The following is a 15683-nucleotide window of genomic DNA, read 5'->3' as shown; positions in this document are numbered from 1 at the left end:
ATTTGCCAGTGATGTATATCTAAAGATATATCTCAAGATATATATCTAAAGATACTTTGTCAAATCTGATTTTGACGGGACAGCTGGACTTCCGCGCGGGCAGATTTATCATCGACGTGCTAATCTCGCTCGGTTTCGATATCTGACAGGGCAAAACGGACAATGGACGCCATCGAAGCGAATGTCGCGCAGCGCCCCGTCTTCGTGGTCGCCGAGCGGCATGACGCGTTGGACAAGCCGTGGAACGCGGAGCGCCGCACGCAATTCGTGCACGTCAGCGAAGGGGTGCTGACCGTGCGCACCGACACCGGTTTGTGGGTGGTGCCGCCGCATCACGCCGTGTGGCTGCTGCCGGGCGCTGTGCATCGCGCGACCTCGCTGAATCCGGTCGTGACCCGTACGCTCTACGCGGACATCGAGGCCGTACCCGTTCCGGCGCAGAACGGCGTCGTGACGGTCGATCCGCTTGTCGACGAATTGCTGCTCGCCGCCACGGAATTCGGCGAAGACTACTCGCCGGACGGCCCGCAGGCGCGCCTGATCAATGTGATCGTCGACCGCCTGCCCTTGCTCGCGGCCGCGCCGCTTTCGTTGCAATACCCGCGCGACCGCCGGATTCTGCGCATCGCCGACGCGCTGAGCGCGCATCCCGCTCAATCGGGCGTGCTCGACGAACTTGCGGCCGGCGCCGGCGTGACCGCGCGTACGGCCGCACGGCTCTTCGTCAAGGAAACGGGGCTGACGTTCGGGCAATGGCGGCAGCAGTTGCGTTTGCTGATTGCGCTCGAGCGGCTCGGCGCCGGCGCGAGCGTGACGCGCGTGGCGCTCGACGTCGGGTACAACGACGTGTCGTCGTTTATCGCGGTGTTCAAGGATTCGCTCGGCGAAACACCTGCGCGATATTTCCGCTGAAGCTGCACGGACCGATATATTGCAAGCGGTCTGCGCCAATGCGCACCTGACGCGTCGATGTCGGGCACCGCGGCCCCGCATCGAATGTTCTCGCAAATGAAGGCTTTCTGTAGGCTTCCGCGCCGCACACACGAATTCGCTACGTTGGGCTAAAGATTGTCCACAGCGCGCCGTTAATACCGGACATAAGCCTGAAAAACATGCCCGACGCACGGGTCGGCGGGGTGCCCGCCCGAGCGTTCGAGAGTTTCGTGCCGCCATGGAGTTGCCCCGACGTTGCGCTGACGTTGCCTTCGAGGCGGCCAACCACACACCTACAGAGCCGATATATGGCGCGATCGATGCCACAAGCTTCGCTGAACCGCTCTTCGCTTTTCGGACGCCTGTTCCGCTACTCCGTCGCCGTCGACCTCGGCACGGCCAATACCCTGATCTATACCGATGACGGCGGCATCGTCGTCAATCAGCCGTCGGTCGTCTGCTTCCAGAAGCAGATGTCGGCCGAAGGGCGCAGACGCGTCGCGGCGGTCGGCGCCGAGGCGAAACAGATGCTCGGGCGGGCGCCGGGTAACCTCGAACCGGTGCGGCCGATGCGGCACGGCGTGATCGCCAATTTCCCGGCTGCCGAACACATGATCCGGCAATTCGTCGATATGGCGAAGCCGCGGCCGTTCTTCGCACGCCGCGCGGACTTCACGATCTGCGTGCCGGCCGGCGCAACCCAGGTCGAGCGGCGCGCAATCCGCGAGGCGGCAGTGGCCGCGGGCGCATGGAAGGTCAACCTGATCGAGGAATCGCTCGCATCGGCGGTCGGCGCGGGCCTGCCGGTGTCGGAGGCGACCGGCTCGATGGTGGTCGATATCGGCGGCGGCACGACTGAAATCGGCGTGATTGCGCTCGGCGGCATCGCGTACAGCGGATCGATCCGCGTCGGCGGCGACCAGTTCGACCAGGCCATCGTCAATTATGTGCGCACGATGTACGGCGTCGTGCTCGGCGAGCAGACCGCGGAACACGTGAAAAAGACGATCGGCTCGGCGCTGCGCGATGTGCCGCAGGAGAAGATGTTCGCGACAGGCCGCAGCGTCGACGACGGCCTGCCGCGCACGATCGAGATCAGCACGCAGGACGTCGCCGACGCGATCGCAGTGCCGCTGCGCCAGGTGCTCGTCGCGGTGAAAGGGGCGCTCGAGAACGCGCCGCCCGAGCTCGTCACCGACATCGCGTACGCCGGCATCGTCCTGACGGGCGGCGGCGCGCTGCTCGGCCATCTGACCGGCTATCTCGCGGGCGAACTCGGACTGACCGTGCGGGTCGCCGACGAGCCGCTGACCTGCGCGGTGCGCGGCGCGGGCGCGGCAGCCGAAGCGGGACTGGTCGACGCCTACGTGTACGAGTGAGCGAGGCGTCCGCGTGACAGCACGGCAGTGCGTTCGCATGATGTGCGCGCGCGTGTACGGTCGCCTGCGCAGCGTGCGCAAAAGCGCCTGCAAAACAACGCGCCCCGAAAGCTATGTGACAATGCCGGACATCGCCTGATGTCCGCGCCTTCGTCGTCGCCGCTCACCCATCCCCACCGCCTGTGAATGCCCCCGCGCCCCCGCACGCTTCATCCCCTTTCTTTATCGAATTGAGCAACGGTTTGCGTATGCCGTACGTCGAACGCGGCGAAGGCGAGCTACTGCTCTTCGTGCACGGGTCGCTGTGCGATTACCGCTACTGGCAGCCTCAAGTCGATGGGCTGTCGAATCGCTACCGCTGCGTCGCGATCAGCCTCACGCATTACTGGCCCAACGGGCATACGCTGCCGCGCTTCCCGTTCAGCTGGAGCCGCCATGCGGACGAACTCGCGGAATTCATCGATCGTCTTGCCGCGGGCCCGGCACATGTGATCGGCCATTCGCGCGGCGGCTGCGTGTCGTTTCATTTCGCGCGCCGGCACCGGCAGCATCTGCGCACGCTGACGCTCGCGGACCCGGGCGGTCCGCTGCAGATTGCCGGCCGGCCGGTCGCGAGCTTGCCTGAAACGGTCAATGCGTTGCGCGCGCGTGCCGCGCGGCTGATCGAAGAAGGGAAGCTGGAGGCGGGCTTGCAGCTGTTCGTCGATTCGGTGAGCCGGCCCGGCTTCTGGGCGAAAAGCACGGCCGCGTTCCGCACGATGGCGATGGACAACGCGCACACGCTTGCGCGCCAGTTCCGCGATCCGCTGCCAGCCTACGTGCCCGGCGAGGCATCGCAGGTGCGTTGTCCGGTGCTGCTGATCGACGGCGAGAAAAGTCCGCAGATGTTCAGGCGAACCGTCACCGCGCTTCAATCATGGCTGCCGGATGCTCGCCAGAAAACCGTGAACGGCGCATCGCATGGGATGAATCTCGCGCATCCGGCCGCCTTCAATCGATACGTCGACGAATTCGTGCGCAGTGTAGGGGCTGACGCCCGGGCATGGCCGTCTGCATCGAGGCATGCGCCGGGCGGCGGGCGGTGTTAGTGCTTGCGTTTATGCGTGTGCTTGCGGTGCGCGTCTTCGTCCAGCGCGCGTTCCGCAGCCTCGCCGACAAGGCCGCAGTAGTAAAGATGCACGCCGATGGCGAGCGAGTCGTTGCGGATTTCGTGAAATGCCTTCCACGCTTTGCCCGGATTCCGGAATACGAGGTAGTGGGCCTCCTGCGAGATCAGTCGCGCGACTTCGTGCAGCCCGTGCGCATGCAACTGGTCGACGAGCTTGTCGAGGCTGCTGTGCGTGCGAGCGTCGGTGCGCGGGTAGAGCATGTGCAGCACCGCGATCTTTTCGGTAGCCAGTGCCGCCGACATGGCTAGCACGATGTCCTGATGATTGAGCGCGGTAACGACGGCCTCTTCCTGTTCGCCGGTATCCGGGAAAAGCGTTTCCATATTCAGCGTCATTTTTGACATCCCTGTTCAGTGAGTGTCGGAACTCTGCGCATACCTCAATGACACGCCGCGCAGACGACCGAATGCGTGACTGCAGTATCGCAGACCCATTCGCATGGTGTACCGTTCCACTAAACAAAAGATTGTTGCATTCGTAGCGCTTTCTTTCACTTTGTCGGCTTCGCAAAGGCCTTTGTATCGCGCTTCGTGTCGACGAGTGTTTCTGTCGGTGGTAATCATTGTTGCGTATATCGATGCAACGTTGACGAAGCCGCGCCTTAGAATGCATGTCGACTATACGCAAATGGTTTGATACGAGGACCCCGAATGAATAGCTCAGGCGCACACGCAACGCTAACGTTTTCCGACAGCAACGAGAAAATCGAATTGCCGATCTATAAAGGGTCGATGGGCCCCGATGTGGTCGACATTCGCAAACTGTACGGCCAGACCGGCAAGTTCACGTACGACCCGGGCTTCATGTCGACGGCATCGTGCAATTCCTCGATCACGTATATCGACGGCGACAAGGGCGAACTGCTGTATCGCGGTTTCCCGATCGACGATCTCGCGCAGAACGCGGACTTTCTCGAGACGTGCTACCTGCTGTTGAAAGGAGACCTGCCGAATCCGCAGCAGAAAGAAGCGTTCGTGAAATCGGTGGTCAGCCACACGATGGTGCATGAGCAGATGCACATTTTTTTCCGCGGTTTCCGCCGGGACGCGCATCCGATGGCGATTCTGGTGGCCGCAGTCGGCGCGCTGTCCGCGTTCTATCACGACTCGCTCGACATCACGAACGCCGACCATCGCGAAGTATCGGCGATCCGCATGATCGCGAAACTGCCGACGCTGGTCGCGATGGCGTACAAGTACAGCATCGGCCAGCCGTTTGTCTATCCGCAGAACGACCTGTCGTATAGCGCGAACTTCATGCGCATGATGTTTTCGACGCCGGCTGAGGAATTCAAGGTCAACGACGTGCTCGTGCGCGCGCTCGACCGCATCCTGATCCTGCATGCCGACCACGAGCAGAACGCATCGACCTCGACGGTGCGTCTCGCGGGTTCGTCGGGCGCGAACCCGTTTGCGTGTATCGCGGCCGGTATCGCGTGCCTGTGGGGTCCGGCGCACGGCGGTGCAAACGAAGCCGCGCTGAACATGCTCGAGCAGATCGGCTCGGTCGATAACATCCCCGAATTCATCAAGCAGGTGAAGGACAAGAATTCGCATGTGAAGCTGATGGGCTTCGGTCACCGCGTGTACAAGAACTACGACCCGCGTGCGAAGCTGATGCGCGAGACGTGCCATGAAGTGCTCGAAGAACTGGGCCTGCACGACGACCCGCTCTTCAAGCTCGCCATGGCGCTCGAAAAGATCGCGCTCGAAGACGACTACTTCGTGTCGCGCAAGTTGTACCCGAACGTCGACTTCTACTCGGGCATCGTGCAGCGCGCACTCGGCATTCCGACGTCGATGTTCACCTGCATCTTCGCGATGGCGCGCACGGTGGGGTGGATTGCGCAGTGGAACGAGATGATCGCGGATCCCGAGCAGAAGATCGGCCGTCCGCGTCAGCTGTTTGTCGGTCACACGCAGCGCGTGGCGAAGCCGCTCGCCGAGCGTTGATGGCTCGCTGAGCCGAGCCGGGATGGGACCTCGGAAGTAACCCCGGCCGTAACCGGGATGCGCTCGCACTGCGAGCGCATCCGCCGATCGTCGGCATGCCAAACCGCATGTCGCGTGCCAAAGCCCCCGCGCCTTTTCGCCAGCGCCATCCTGCCTCTGTGTCGTATCGACGTCATGCCCCGCGATTTTCGTTTCCTTTCGGCTTTCTCGTGTGCTTTTTGGGTGCAACCGTGAAATTGCGCGTGCATGCGCGCAACGCAAACGTGCCCATTTCGCGTAGACCCTCTAAAATCGGAACGATGATCGACCAGCACAGACGAGCACAGGGAGAGAGCTGATGCAGAATCCGGAAGCACTCGGTGGACTGACCCATACGGAACGCGAGGACTACGAGGAACAGGAAGCGGACGGCGCATTCATCGCGCCGGAAAACCTGAACATCGCGAGCTCCAGCCAGTCCGTCTTGAAGTCGGGCGGGACATTCATCGTCAACGATCCATTGGGCGACATCACCGGCATCGACGACGGTTTGTTCGTCAACGACACGCGGGTGCTGTCGCAATTGCGCCTCACGTTCGGCGGTCGCGCGCCGTCGCTGCTGTCGGGCAGCGTGAGCAGCGACAACACGGCGTTTACCGCGCACCTGACGAATCGTCCGCTGCCGCCATTGGGCGGCGACAGCACGCCGGAAGGCGTGATTCACGTCGAACGCGTGCGCGTGCTGTGCGGCACGGTGCTCAACGAGGCGATCGAGTTGACGAACTACGGTACGAACGATGCGGTCGTGCCGCTCTCCATTTCGTTTGCGAGCGACTTTCGCGACATGTTCGAAGTGCGCGGGCTCAAGCGCCCGAAGCAAGGCACGATCGAACCGGCGCGCGTCGAGAACGGCGAGGTGCTGCTCAACTATATCGGCCTCGACGACGTCTCGCGCCGCGTGCGCATCGCTTTTTCGCCGACACCGGACAAGCTGCTCGCCGGCCGCGCCGACTATACGGTGCGCCTGCCCGCCCAGGCGTGCCTGTCGATCTATCTATCGGTCGCGGTCGAAGTCGAAGGGAAGGGGCGCGGCAACGAGCAGGTGCCGCAACCGATGCATACGTTCAGCGAGGCGCATACGTCGCAGATCGATACCGTGCGGCCGCGCGTCGGCCGTGCCGCGGTTCGCGCCGCGCTCGTCGACGCGCACCTGATGATGCGCGAGCGGCGCCGTGCGTCGGCGCGCGTGCGCTCGAGCAATCCGCTGTTCAATGCGTGGATCGACCGTTCGCATGCGGATTTGAGTCTGCTCACCACCGATCTCGAAACGGGTCCGTATCCATATGCGGGCATCCCGTGGTTCTCCACGCCATTCGGCCGCGACGCGGTGATCACTTCGCTGCAGTCGTTGTGGCTGCAACCGGGGCTCGCGCGCGGCGTACTGCGTTTTCTCGCGAAGCATCAGGCGCTCGAAGATTCCGCGTTCCGTGACGCCGCGGTCGGCAAGATCATGCACGAACTGCGGCGCGGCGAGATGGCGGCCACGGGCGAGGTGCCGTTCGCGCTGTATTACGGGGGCGTCGATACGACGCCGCTTTTTATCGTGCTGGCGGGCGCGTATGTGACGCGCACCGGTGACACGGCGCTCGTCGACGAGTTGTGGCCGGCCCTCGAGCGCGCCGCGAAGTGGGTCGCGGGCGTGTGCGACAAGAACCGGTTTGGTCTGCTCGACTATCAGCGTGCGTCCGATGGCGGGCTTGCGAATCAGGGCTGGAAAGACAGTCACGATTCCGTGTTCCATGCGGACGGCCGCTTTCCGGACGGCCCGATTGCGCTCGTCGAAGTGCAGGCGTATGCAAGCGCCGCCTTCGACACGATGGCGCAGTTCGCGGCGCTGCGCGGCCTGACGAGCGACGCGGTGCGTTACACACAGCGCGCGACGTCGATTCGCGATCGCGTCGAACAACTGTACTGGATGGAGGACCTGAACTTCTACGGCATTGCGCTCGACGGTCACGGCGAGCTGTGCCGCGTGCTCGCGTCGAATGCCGGGCATCTGCTCGCATTCGGGCTGCCGAAGCGCGAGCGCGGCGAAGCGGTCGCGCACACGCTCGGCTCGTCGCTGTTTCATACCGGCTGGGGCGTGCGCACGCTCGCGGCAGGTCAGCCGCGCTTCAACCCGATGGCGTATCACAACGGCTCGGTCTGGCCGCACGACAACGCGCTCTGCGCGCGCGGGCTGGTGCGCTACGGCGGCAAGGCGGCCGCGGTGAACCTGCTGCAGGCGCTGTTTCAGGCGGCGGTCAAGTTCGATATGCGTCTGCCGGAGCTGTTCTGCGGCTTCCAGCGGCGCCGTGGCGAGCCGCCGACCGCATATCCGGTGGCATGTCTGCCGCAGGCGTGGGCGGCCGGTTCGCCGTTCATGATGCTCGAGGCGTGCCTCGGCGTGACGATCGACGCGGCGCGCCGCGAAGTGCTGATCGAGCAGCCGATGCTGCCGGATGGCATCGACTGGCTCGAGGTCGGTGATCTGCGCGTCGGCGACGCGTCGGTATCGATTACATTCCGGCGCATGGACGGCAAGGTCGTCGCGTCGTCGGAGCAGAGCGACGTGCGGGTGGTGGCGTTGCTGTAAAGCGAAATAGTGTTGTTCAATTTACGCAAACATTGTTCGGGAAGAACGATTACACCGGATGCCATATTTCTCGAACTAAACGATAATTATTGAGAAATATGGCTACCGTATTCTTTTTCCGGGCTTGAATGCTTTAAAAAATGAAACTGAAAGTGCGGTTGGTGAATTTGGTAAGCCGCCGGCAACCGCAATTCATGTCCGATATATATGCGACCGGACCGCATGAATCGCGTAATCGTGTCTGAAAGGCTCCGCAGGCAACCCGGGTCGATACGCGTCAGCCCGCATGCACATTGGTCTTCCGGCGTTTTCGTTTGATCCGGCGTTGCTTTTTTTGCGCAAGCAAAAAGCCTCTTCTCACATCGGAAACATCAGGTCGCGTTGTGATCGCGCCACGACGCCGCGATGAAAGCCACAACCCAAACCTGCTTGAGGCCGCCCAAAGCTTTACCGGACTTGCGTATTACCGTTTTGTGAAATATTTACAGCCTCAATAGACGAACAGTATTGCGATATATGGCGAGATGTTTATTGCGGGTAGCTCCCTATACTTTCGTTCGCCGTTAATCCGGTTTCCACACGAAGGAGCTACTCAGTGAAGAAAATCGCCATCCCCGCGGCGGTCATTGCCGCATTCGCGGCGTCGACCGCGCATGCGCAAAGTTCCGTCACTCTCTACGGCATCATCGATGCCGGTCTGCAATATACGAATAACGTCGTCAAAGGCGGCTCCAGCGGCTCGCTGTTCCAGGCCACCAGCGGCGAAATCAACGGCAGCCGCTTCGGTTTGCGCGGCTCCGAAGATCTGGGTGGCGGTCTGCACGCGATCTTCGTGCTCGAAAACGGTTTCAGCATCACGAACGGCACGCTTGCACAGCACAGCCGCCTGTTCGGCCGGCAAGCGTTCGTCGGTCTGTCGAGCAACCAGTACGGCACCGTCACGCTGGGCCGCCAGTACGACTCGCTGGTCGACTTTGTCGCGCCGCTGTCGGGCACGGCAGGTACGTTCGGCGATACCGGCTTCGCGCACCCGTTCGACAACGACAACCTGAACCATTCGGTTCGGATGAACAACTCGATCAAGTACAACAGCGCGAACTACGGCGGCTTCAAGTTCGGCACGTTGTACGCGTTCTCGAACAGCGACGAGTTCGCCGTGAACCGCGCATATAGCGCGGGCGCGAGCTACTCGTACGCGGGCTTCAACGTCGCGGCCGGCTACCTGCAGATCAACGGCTCGAACAGCACAGTGAACACGTCGGGCGCAGTCGACCTCGCCGAATCGCAGTCGAACGGCACGGGCGGCTTCGTGCTCGGCGCCGACGTGCAGCGCACGATCGGCGCGGGCATCAACTACGCGATCGGACCGGCGCTGGTCGGCTTCGTGTACACGCACAGCCAGTTCCAGGGCACGCAGTCGTTCGGTTCGGCGAACGGCCACGTGACCTTCGACAACTATGAAGTGAACGGCAAGTACGCGCTGACGCCGGCAATCAGCCTCGGCGTCGCGTACACGTACACGGACGGCCACGTGACGGACAGCACCAAGTTCGGCGCGGATCCGAAGTGGAATCAGGTGAACCTGCAAGCGGTGTACTCGCTCTCCAAGCGCACGGACGTGTACGCGGAAGGCATGTACCAGCACGTGTCGGGCAGCAACTTCGTCGCGTTCATCAACAACTCGGGTGGCGCGTCGTCGACGGGCAACCAGGTCGTGGCGACGATTGGTATGCGTCACCGCTTCTAAGACGCGCGGTTCTGCGTACAGAGGCAACGTAGAGAAGACCCCGTCCGACGTTTGTCGGTCGGGGTTTTTTCTTGTGATGTCCAAGATTAGAGCGGGACGTCTGCGTTGCGTTGGCAGTCAATCGGCCTTGAAATTCAGGCGTAAATAGGCCTTCGCCTAACCAGGACTAAGGAGTGCATTGCATTTGTCAGCCTCATAGTTTCCAGTGCAAGATGCGGCATCGTGTTCAACTGCTCGCGGTAAATGAGCGCCGCGCACTTCGAGATGAAAAAAAGCCATCACCAGCCGTTTCACGTCGTCTTTGACGGTCCTGCCCTCGTTGAGCACCGTATGGACGTTCGCGACCTCGCACCTGCCCTTATCGCTATCGCGGATCTGCTCGCTGCCGTCAACAAGGAAGTCAACGGAGACGCATCCAGCATTCGTGTGCATGTCAACGCGAGCTTCAAAGCCGGGTCGTTCGGCATCGATCTCGTTGCCACCCAGCATCTGCTGGCGCACATTCGGGACATGTTGTCGGGTCACGGCGCAAACGCCGTCTGCAACGGCTACGCGATCATGACGCTGGTGGGATTCGTCGGTGGTGGCGGCCTGATCGGCCTGCTGCGACGGCTCAAGGGGCGGCGCCCGGTACAGGTGCAGCGGAACGGCGGTTTAACGACGGTCCATTTCTCAGAGTCCGAATCCATCGAAATCGACTCGCGCGTCATGAAGCTTTATCACAACAGCATCGTGCGTACGAGTCTGGAGAAGGTCGTGTCGCCGCTCGAGCGCGAAGGCATCACGGACTTCAGCATTGTGATCGACAACAAGGTCACGCTGGAGTTTCACGACGATGAACTCGGCGTGTTGAGCGCCGCCACGTTGGAAACAGCGGCGGAAGTCGTTTCCGATACCACGTCGCACAAGATGTTGCAGATCGAATCGCTCGCGTTCAAGGATGGCAACAAATGGCGTGTGCATGACGGCATCGCAACCTTCCACGCGTCGATCGAGGACAAGGAGTTCCTGAAAAAGATCGATGCGGGTGAGCGGTTCGGCAAGGGCGATGTGCTGCTGGTGGATTTGCGCCAGGTACAAAGTGTCGACGGCGGGCGATTGAACAACGAGTCGATGATCCTGAAGGTGCTGGAACATCGCGCGCCGCTTCAACAACACGCGCAGGATCAGGCTCACGCCGGTGAGGATGCACATGCTACTGCTTCGGGTGCCGATCTGGCCGTGGCGTAGCGCGTTGTTCGCGCGCAGTTGGCGTTTTGCTAGCGCTGGCTTTGTCCCGCGCTAGCATATGCCCATGGTGTTTGCCCGCATCCGTGGCCTAGCGCTTGCCCACTTCCTCAGTGTAGCGATTGAGATTGCGCTCGATATCGGGGTCTTTCTGCAAACCGCGCTTCATCAACTCGCCAATGCGATATTGTGCTTCGGGCCGCTGCACAGACCAGATAAACAGGTTCCAGCCAGCGGCAAACTCTGCATCGGGCGGCAGGCTGGCGTAGTTCACCGCCTGCTTGATGTCCGCAAGCGATTCTCCGTCGAAGCTCGCGATACGACGCGCGAACCTGTCCACGAAGTCGTCGAGCTGAGCGTCCGGCAGCGAGCGGTTGACGTAGCCGTATTTATCCGCCGTCTCGCCGTCGATATTGTCGGCGCCGAGCAGGACTTCCATCGCGCGGCCGCGGCCGATCAGGCGGGGCAATCGTGCCATCGGGCCGCCGCCGGGTACAAATCCCGCGCCCGCTTCCCATTGCGAGATCTCAAGGTTCTCGAGGGCGGCGAAGCGCATATCGCTTGCGAGCGCGAGCTCGCCGCCGACGCCGGTCACGCGCCCGCGCAGTTTCGCGATCGATATGACGCGGGACTTGCTGATTCGCACCAGCATGTCGGGTATCGGATGCAGGCTGGTCGGGCCGTTGGGCAGACGGGTCGAGTCCGATAACGGAGGAATGAAATCGTAGTGAGTCAGAAAGTAGCCGGGTACATCGCTCTGAAACACGACAACCTTGAGTTCCGGCGTCGTTTCAATCGCGTGGACCACGGCCTGCAACTGCGGAATGGAATCGGGGCCGAAGATGTTGAACGGCGGATTGTGTAACGTGATCTGCCAGTACGCCGGTGTGACGCGATTGACGCGCACTTGCTCCTGCGCCGGCTGCGAAGCGCTGGGTTCAACCTTGTCGATCATGGTGCCTCCTCGAAAATGCGTTGCATGGGGTGCGGTGCGAATCGGGAAGTCGACGCGGTTTGCCGGAGCCGCCGAACGGGGTCCATTTGCCGCGCGGGAGAGTCGCCCGTTCATCTCGGTCGGAGACGGATGCGCCGGCATAGCGCGAACTTCAGGAAGTCGGAAAGGCCGGGTGGCGAACTGGTTCGGATACTAGCATCGGGCTAAAGCACGCGCCGTTGCAGCGTGCTAATGCTTGAGCAGCAAGGCACGGGCTTGAGCAGCAAGGCACGGCGAACGGCGCACATGCGGAGACCACGAGAGTCTTTCCAGCCGGAGTCTTTCTCAGCGCTGAAAAAGATGGTTCGACCCGCAATCGGGTTGTCGCGATTGCAAAGTGCGCGCATTGCGGCTGCGCCTCGGTTTCGGTACAGCGTCATCGCGGCGTCGCGAGCTTGAGCCTATGATGAAGTCCGGTCTACGCCCGCGCCTTGATCGGAGGGTAGCCATTGCAATGCGACGTTGTTTTCCGCAGAAGAATCCGGGCGGGATCGTTGCGGACAAGCGTCGCGGCACGGCGGATGCGAAGGCATGCACCACGGACAAGGCAACCAACAGGAGAGCGTGATGAAGCGCAAAGCATCAGCAGTCTGGCAGGGTGGTCTGCAGGATGGGAAGGGCAGCATCTCGACCGACAGCGGCGTGCTGAAGGATACGCAGTATTCGTTCTCGACACGGTTCGAAAGCGGTGTCGGCACGAACCCCGAAGAACTGATCGCGGCCGCGCACGCCGGCTGCTTCTCGATGGCGCTGTCCGCGGAACTGGGCAAAGCCGGCATCAAGCCGGAGCGTATCGCGACCACTGCGACGGTTACGCTCGACAAGGACGGCGGCGGCTTCTCGCTAACCGCGTCGCACCTTGATGTCGTCGTCAAAATCCCCGGTGGCGACAAGGCCAAATTCGACAAGGCGGCCGCCGATGCGAAGGCCGGTTGCCCCATCTCGAAGGTGCTCAACGCGACGATCACCATGGACGCGAAGCTCGAGACCTGAGCGCGATCGTTCCAGATCCGCTTGACCCGTCTCCAGACCGGCTTCTGGCTGGCGGAATGCCGCGGCGCACGGACCTGTGCCGCGGCGGCAAATGTCAGGCGCGTTTCAGCGGTTGATTTATTGACTATCCAGTCATAAAATCCGCCCCATGTCGCAATCCATCGTTCCCAAAAAGCGTATGCACAAGTTCGGGCACCGCCCGGGCGCCGAGGGGGCGCGCGGGCGTCCACGCCAGTTCGACACCGATGCCGTGCTTGCGAAGGCGGCCCGCGTGTTCTGGGGCCACGGCTATCACGCCACGTCGATCGACGACCTCGTCAAGGCGACAGGTGTACTGCGCGGCAGCCTGTACGGCGTGTTCGGCGACAAGCAGGGCCTGATGCTGGCTGCGCTCGACCATTACGCCGAGGGATCGATCGCAGCGCTCGTCGAGCGCCTGAACGCGGACGTATCGCCCGAAGAGGCGCTGCGCAATGCGCTGCTGCATCACACGCGCGTCGCGGCTGCGCTCGCCGGGCAGCGCAGTTGCTTCATTACGAACGCCACGCTTGAAATGCAACCGCATGATGAAGCGTTATACGCAAAAGTCGCCGCGATCCAGCGGCGCGTCGCGACGCTGTTCGCAGCGGCGGTGATTCGCGGCCAGGCGGCCGGCGTGTTCAACCCGGCGCTCGACGAAAAAGCGGTCGCCGACTACCTGCTATGCGTGACGCAGGGTTTGCGCGTCGTTGGCAAGGTCAAGCGCAACGAAGATGAATTGGCGGCGGTCGTCGATATGGCGATGCGCGCGCTGACGGTCTAGTTGTAAAATTTTTGTCGATTTTTTGAACGGTCAGTCATGAATTCGAAAGATGTTCCACGCCCGCCATCCGATGACGCGCACAACGGCGGGAAAGGCGGCGCAGGCGGTCACACGGTTTCCCCGCCGCCGACCGCGCAGCAAGGTTCCGATGTGTCGCCGCCTGCCGCACACACGGGCATGGCGCTCGTCGTGCTGCTGGTCGGTGCGTTTCTTGCGCCACTCGACTATTTCATCGTTAATCTGGCACTGCCGTCGATTCACGCCGGCATCGACGCGAGTGATGCGCAACTGCAGCTGATCATTTCCGCTTACGCGTCGGCATTCGCGGTGCTGCTGATCACAGGCGGGCGCCTCGGCGACCTGTTCGGCCGCAAGCGGATCTTCATGACCGGCATGGCCGGCTTTGTCATCGCATCGGCGCTATGCGGCATCGCGACCGACGGCACGATGCTCGTCGGCGCGCGCATTCTGCAAGGCGTGGCGGCAGCGCTGATGGTGCCGCAAGTGCTTGCGACGATCCGCGCGGTCGTGCCGCTGCACCAGCAGACCAGAATCATCGGCTTCTACGGCTTCGTTTATGGGCTGTCATCGATAGTCGGACAATTGGGCGGTGGCGCGCTGATCACCTATCGGCCATTCGGCCTCGACTGGCGTGCCGTGTTTCTGATCAACGTGCCGATCGGGCTGCTCGCGTTCGCCGGCGCGTGGAAGTGCATCCCGGAGAACCGGCAGCCGACCCGCACCAAGGTCGATACGGTCGGCGTCGTGTTGTTGTCGCTGCTTCTGCTCCTGCTGATCTATCCGCTCACACACGGCCGCGAGGCCGGCTGGCCGTGGTGGACGTTCGTCATGTTCGCGCTTTCCGTGCCCGTTTTCGTGCTCTTTATCCGCATCGAGCAGCGCATCGTGCGCCGCGGCGGCTTCCCGCTCGTCGACCTGCAACTGTTCCGCAATCCTGCGTTTTCAATTGGGCTCGTCGTCGCGTTCCTGTTCTACTGCAACAGCGCGTTCTTCCTGACGTACGGCATCTACCTGCAAACAGGATTGCACTGGACGCCGCTCGAGGCGGGCCTCGCCATCATGCCGTTTGCGATCGGTTTCGTGTTCGGGCCGCTGACCTCGCCCGCGGTCGTTGCGCGAATCGGCACGCACGTGCTGACATTGGGCTTCGCGCTGCTCGCGGTCGGCTTCACCGTGACGGGCTGGGCCGCGCTGCGGCATACGGAGCCGGGGCTTGTGTTCTATGTGGGCCTCGTCTGCGCGGGGATCGGGCATGGGCTCGTGTTTCCGTCGGTGATGCGCGTCGTGCTGTCCGAGGTGGTGCCCGAAAAGGCGGGACTCGCATCGGGCGTGGTGAACACGACGCTGCAGATCGGCGCCGCGTTCGGTATCGCGGCGATCAGCGGCGTGTTCTTCGGCATCGTGCAGGATCGCGACACGCCGCAGGCGTACGCGCATGCGTTCGAAGGCAGCCTCAGCATCAATACGATGCTGCTCGCCGCTTGTGTGGTGTTGAGCGTGATGGTGGTGCGCCATCAGCGCCAGCGCGCGTCGCGGCTCGCGCGGGAAAAATCGCAAGCTGAACAATTGCGCGTAAATTGAGCAAAAACCCCCACGAATATTCGTCAGGCATTTTATCTAGGCCTGACCTTTACCTGTGAATAGTCGGACCTTTTGCCCTTTTAACGCTGATCGCGATTTATTGATGTTCAGCAATGATCGATCAATTTATTGATGGGCGGATTATCGGCCATTAAGTCGCTGCACTCCGCGGTGCACTCCGCAGCGTACTCCGCAGGGTACTCCGCGTTAACGACTATTATTGCGCGGGCGTGACATTCGATGGCTGGGTGTAGATTACAGCGCCCTCCAC

At 62.1% G+C, this 15683-nt stretch carries 12 protein-coding genes; 10 read left to right on the top strand and 2 right to left on the bottom strand.

All coding sequences use genetic code 11. The features are described 5' to 3' along the window. Positions 1–162 precede the first annotated feature (162 nt). From ACYPXD_RS21685 to ACYPXD_RS21675, 3 genes are all read left to right on the top strand, one after another. Positions 163–912 carry an AraC family transcriptional regulator gene (locus ACYPXD_RS21685; RefSeq protein ID WP_459715711.1) on the top strand — a complete coding sequence of 250 codons (750 nt, stop codon included), beginning with the start codon at positions 163–165 and terminating at the stop codon, positions 910–912. A 329-nt stretch (positions 913–1241) separates the two neighbouring features. Next, positions 1242–2312, top strand: a complete 1071-nt coding sequence (gene mreB / locus ACYPXD_RS21680) for a rod shape-determining protein MreB (protein ID WP_459715708.1) — start codon at positions 1242–1244, stop codon at positions 2310–2312. Between the two features lie 248 nt (positions 2313–2560). Next, positions 2561–3400 carry an alpha/beta fold hydrolase gene (locus tag ACYPXD_RS21675; protein ID WP_459715705.1) on the top strand — a complete coding sequence of 280 codons (840 nt, stop codon included), beginning with the start codon at positions 2561–2563 and terminating at the stop codon, positions 3398–3400. On the opposite strand, the gene ACYPXD_RS21670 is transcribed toward ACYPXD_RS21675, so the two are convergent. Beyond that, positions 3397–3816 carry a hypothetical protein gene (locus tag ACYPXD_RS21670; protein WP_459715702.1) on the bottom strand — a complete coding sequence of 140 codons (420 nt, stop codon included), beginning with the start codon at positions 3814–3816 and terminating at the stop codon, positions 3397–3399. The two genes, ACYPXD_RS21675 and ACYPXD_RS21670, sit on opposite strands and share 4 nt — an antisense overlap. Positions 3817–4131: 315 nt before the next feature. Here ACYPXD_RS21670 and gltA point away from each other — a divergent pair, with 315 nt between their 5' ends. From gltA to ACYPXD_RS21650, 4 genes are all read left to right on the top strand, one after another. Continuing rightward, positions 4132–5433: a citrate synthase gene (gltA, locus tag ACYPXD_RS21665; RefSeq protein ID WP_459715700.1), complete on the top strand. Its 1302-nt coding sequence runs from the start codon at positions 4132–4134 to the stop codon at positions 5431–5433. Positions 5434–5770: 337 nt separating this feature from the next. Further along, positions 5771–8047 carry an amylo-alpha-1,6-glucosidase gene (locus ACYPXD_RS21660; protein WP_459715698.1) on the top strand — a complete coding sequence of 759 codons (2277 nt, stop codon included), beginning with the start codon at positions 5771–5773 and terminating at the stop codon, positions 8045–8047. A 595-nt stretch (positions 8048–8642) separates the two neighbouring features. After that, positions 8643–9794: a porin gene (locus ACYPXD_RS21655; RefSeq protein ID WP_459715696.1), complete on the top strand. Its 1152-nt coding sequence runs from the start codon at positions 8643–8645 to the stop codon at positions 9792–9794. Between the two features lie 243 nt (positions 9795–10037). Continuing rightward, on the top strand, positions 10038–11024 hold the full coding sequence (locus tag ACYPXD_RS21650) for a hypothetical protein (protein WP_459715693.1): 987 nt from the start codon (positions 10038–10040) through the stop codon (positions 11022–11024). Positions 11025–11112: 88 nt separating this feature from the next. Here the strand turns inward: ACYPXD_RS21650 and ACYPXD_RS21645 are convergent, their stop codons facing one another. Then, entirely contained in the window at positions 11113–11976 is an 864-nt protein-coding gene (locus ACYPXD_RS21645) for an enoyl-CoA hydratase/isomerase family protein (RefSeq protein ID WP_459715807.1), read from the bottom strand. Between the two features lie 606 nt (positions 11977–12582). On the opposite strand from ACYPXD_RS21645, the gene ACYPXD_RS21640 reads away from it, so the two are divergent. The 3 genes from ACYPXD_RS21640 to ACYPXD_RS21630 all read left to right on the top strand — a co-directional run bounded on the left by ACYPXD_RS21640 (position 12583) and on the right by ACYPXD_RS21630 (position 15412). Continuing rightward, entirely contained in the window at positions 12583–13008 is a 426-nt protein-coding gene (locus ACYPXD_RS21640; RefSeq protein WP_459715691.1) for an OsmC family protein, read from the top strand. A 148-nt stretch (positions 13009–13156) separates the two neighbouring features. Next, complete coding sequence (locus ACYPXD_RS21635; protein ID WP_459715688.1) at positions 13157–13810, top strand: TetR/AcrR family transcriptional regulator; 654 nt, start codon at positions 13157–13159, stop codon at positions 13808–13810. A 36-nt stretch (positions 13811–13846) separates the two neighbouring features. Further along, on the top strand, positions 13847–15412 hold the full coding sequence (locus tag ACYPXD_RS21630) for an MFS transporter (protein WP_459715685.1): 1566 nt from the start codon (positions 13847–13849) through the stop codon (positions 15410–15412). Positions 15413–15683 lie beyond the last annotated feature (271 nt).

Source organism: Paraburkholderia sp. 2C (assembly GCF_054589215.1).
Note: the sequence above shows the minus strand (reverse complement) of the source record. Positions and strands in the feature narration are given on the sequence as shown.

Excerpts from the sequence above, each read along its gene's own strand:
- ACYPXD_RS21635 (WP_459715688.1), top strand. The coding sequence starts at position 13,157 with ATGTCGCAATCCATCGTTCCCAAAAAGCGTATGCACAAGTTCGGGCAC.
- ACYPXD_RS21660 (WP_459715698.1), top strand. The coding sequence starts at position 5,771 with ATGCAGAATCCGGAAGCACTCGGTGGACTGACCCATACGGAACGCGAG.
- ACYPXD_RS21650 (WP_459715693.1), top strand. The coding sequence starts at position 10,038 with ATGAGCGCCGCGCACTTCGAGATGAAAAAAAGCCATCACCAGCCGTTT.
- mreB (WP_459715708.1), top strand. The coding sequence starts at position 1,242 with ATGGCGCGATCGATGCCACAAGCTTCGCTGAACCGCTCTTCGCTTTTC.
- ACYPXD_RS21675 (WP_459715705.1), top strand. The coding sequence starts at position 2,561 with ATGCCGTACGTCGAACGCGGCGAAGGCGAGCTACTGCTCTTCGTGCAC.
- ACYPXD_RS21685 (WP_459715711.1), top strand. The coding sequence starts at position 163 with ATGGACGCCATCGAAGCGAATGTCGCGCAGCGCCCCGTCTTCGTGGTC.
- gltA (WP_459715700.1), top strand. The coding sequence starts at position 4,132 with ATGAATAGCTCAGGCGCACACGCAACGCTAACGTTTTCCGACAGCAAC.
- ACYPXD_RS21670 (WP_459715702.1), bottom strand. The coding sequence starts at position 3,816 with ATGACGCTGAATATGGAAACGCTTTTCCCGGATACCGGCGAACAGGAA.
- ACYPXD_RS21645 (WP_459715807.1), bottom strand. The coding sequence starts at position 11,976 with ATGATCGACAAGGTTGAACCCAGCGCTTCGCAGCCGGCGCAGGAGCAA.
- ACYPXD_RS21630 (WP_459715685.1), top strand. The coding sequence starts at position 13,847 with ATGAATTCGAAAGATGTTCCACGCCCGCCATCCGATGACGCGCACAAC.
- ACYPXD_RS21640 (WP_459715691.1), top strand. The coding sequence starts at position 12,583 with ATGAAGCGCAAAGCATCAGCAGTCTGGCAGGGTGGTCTGCAGGATGGG.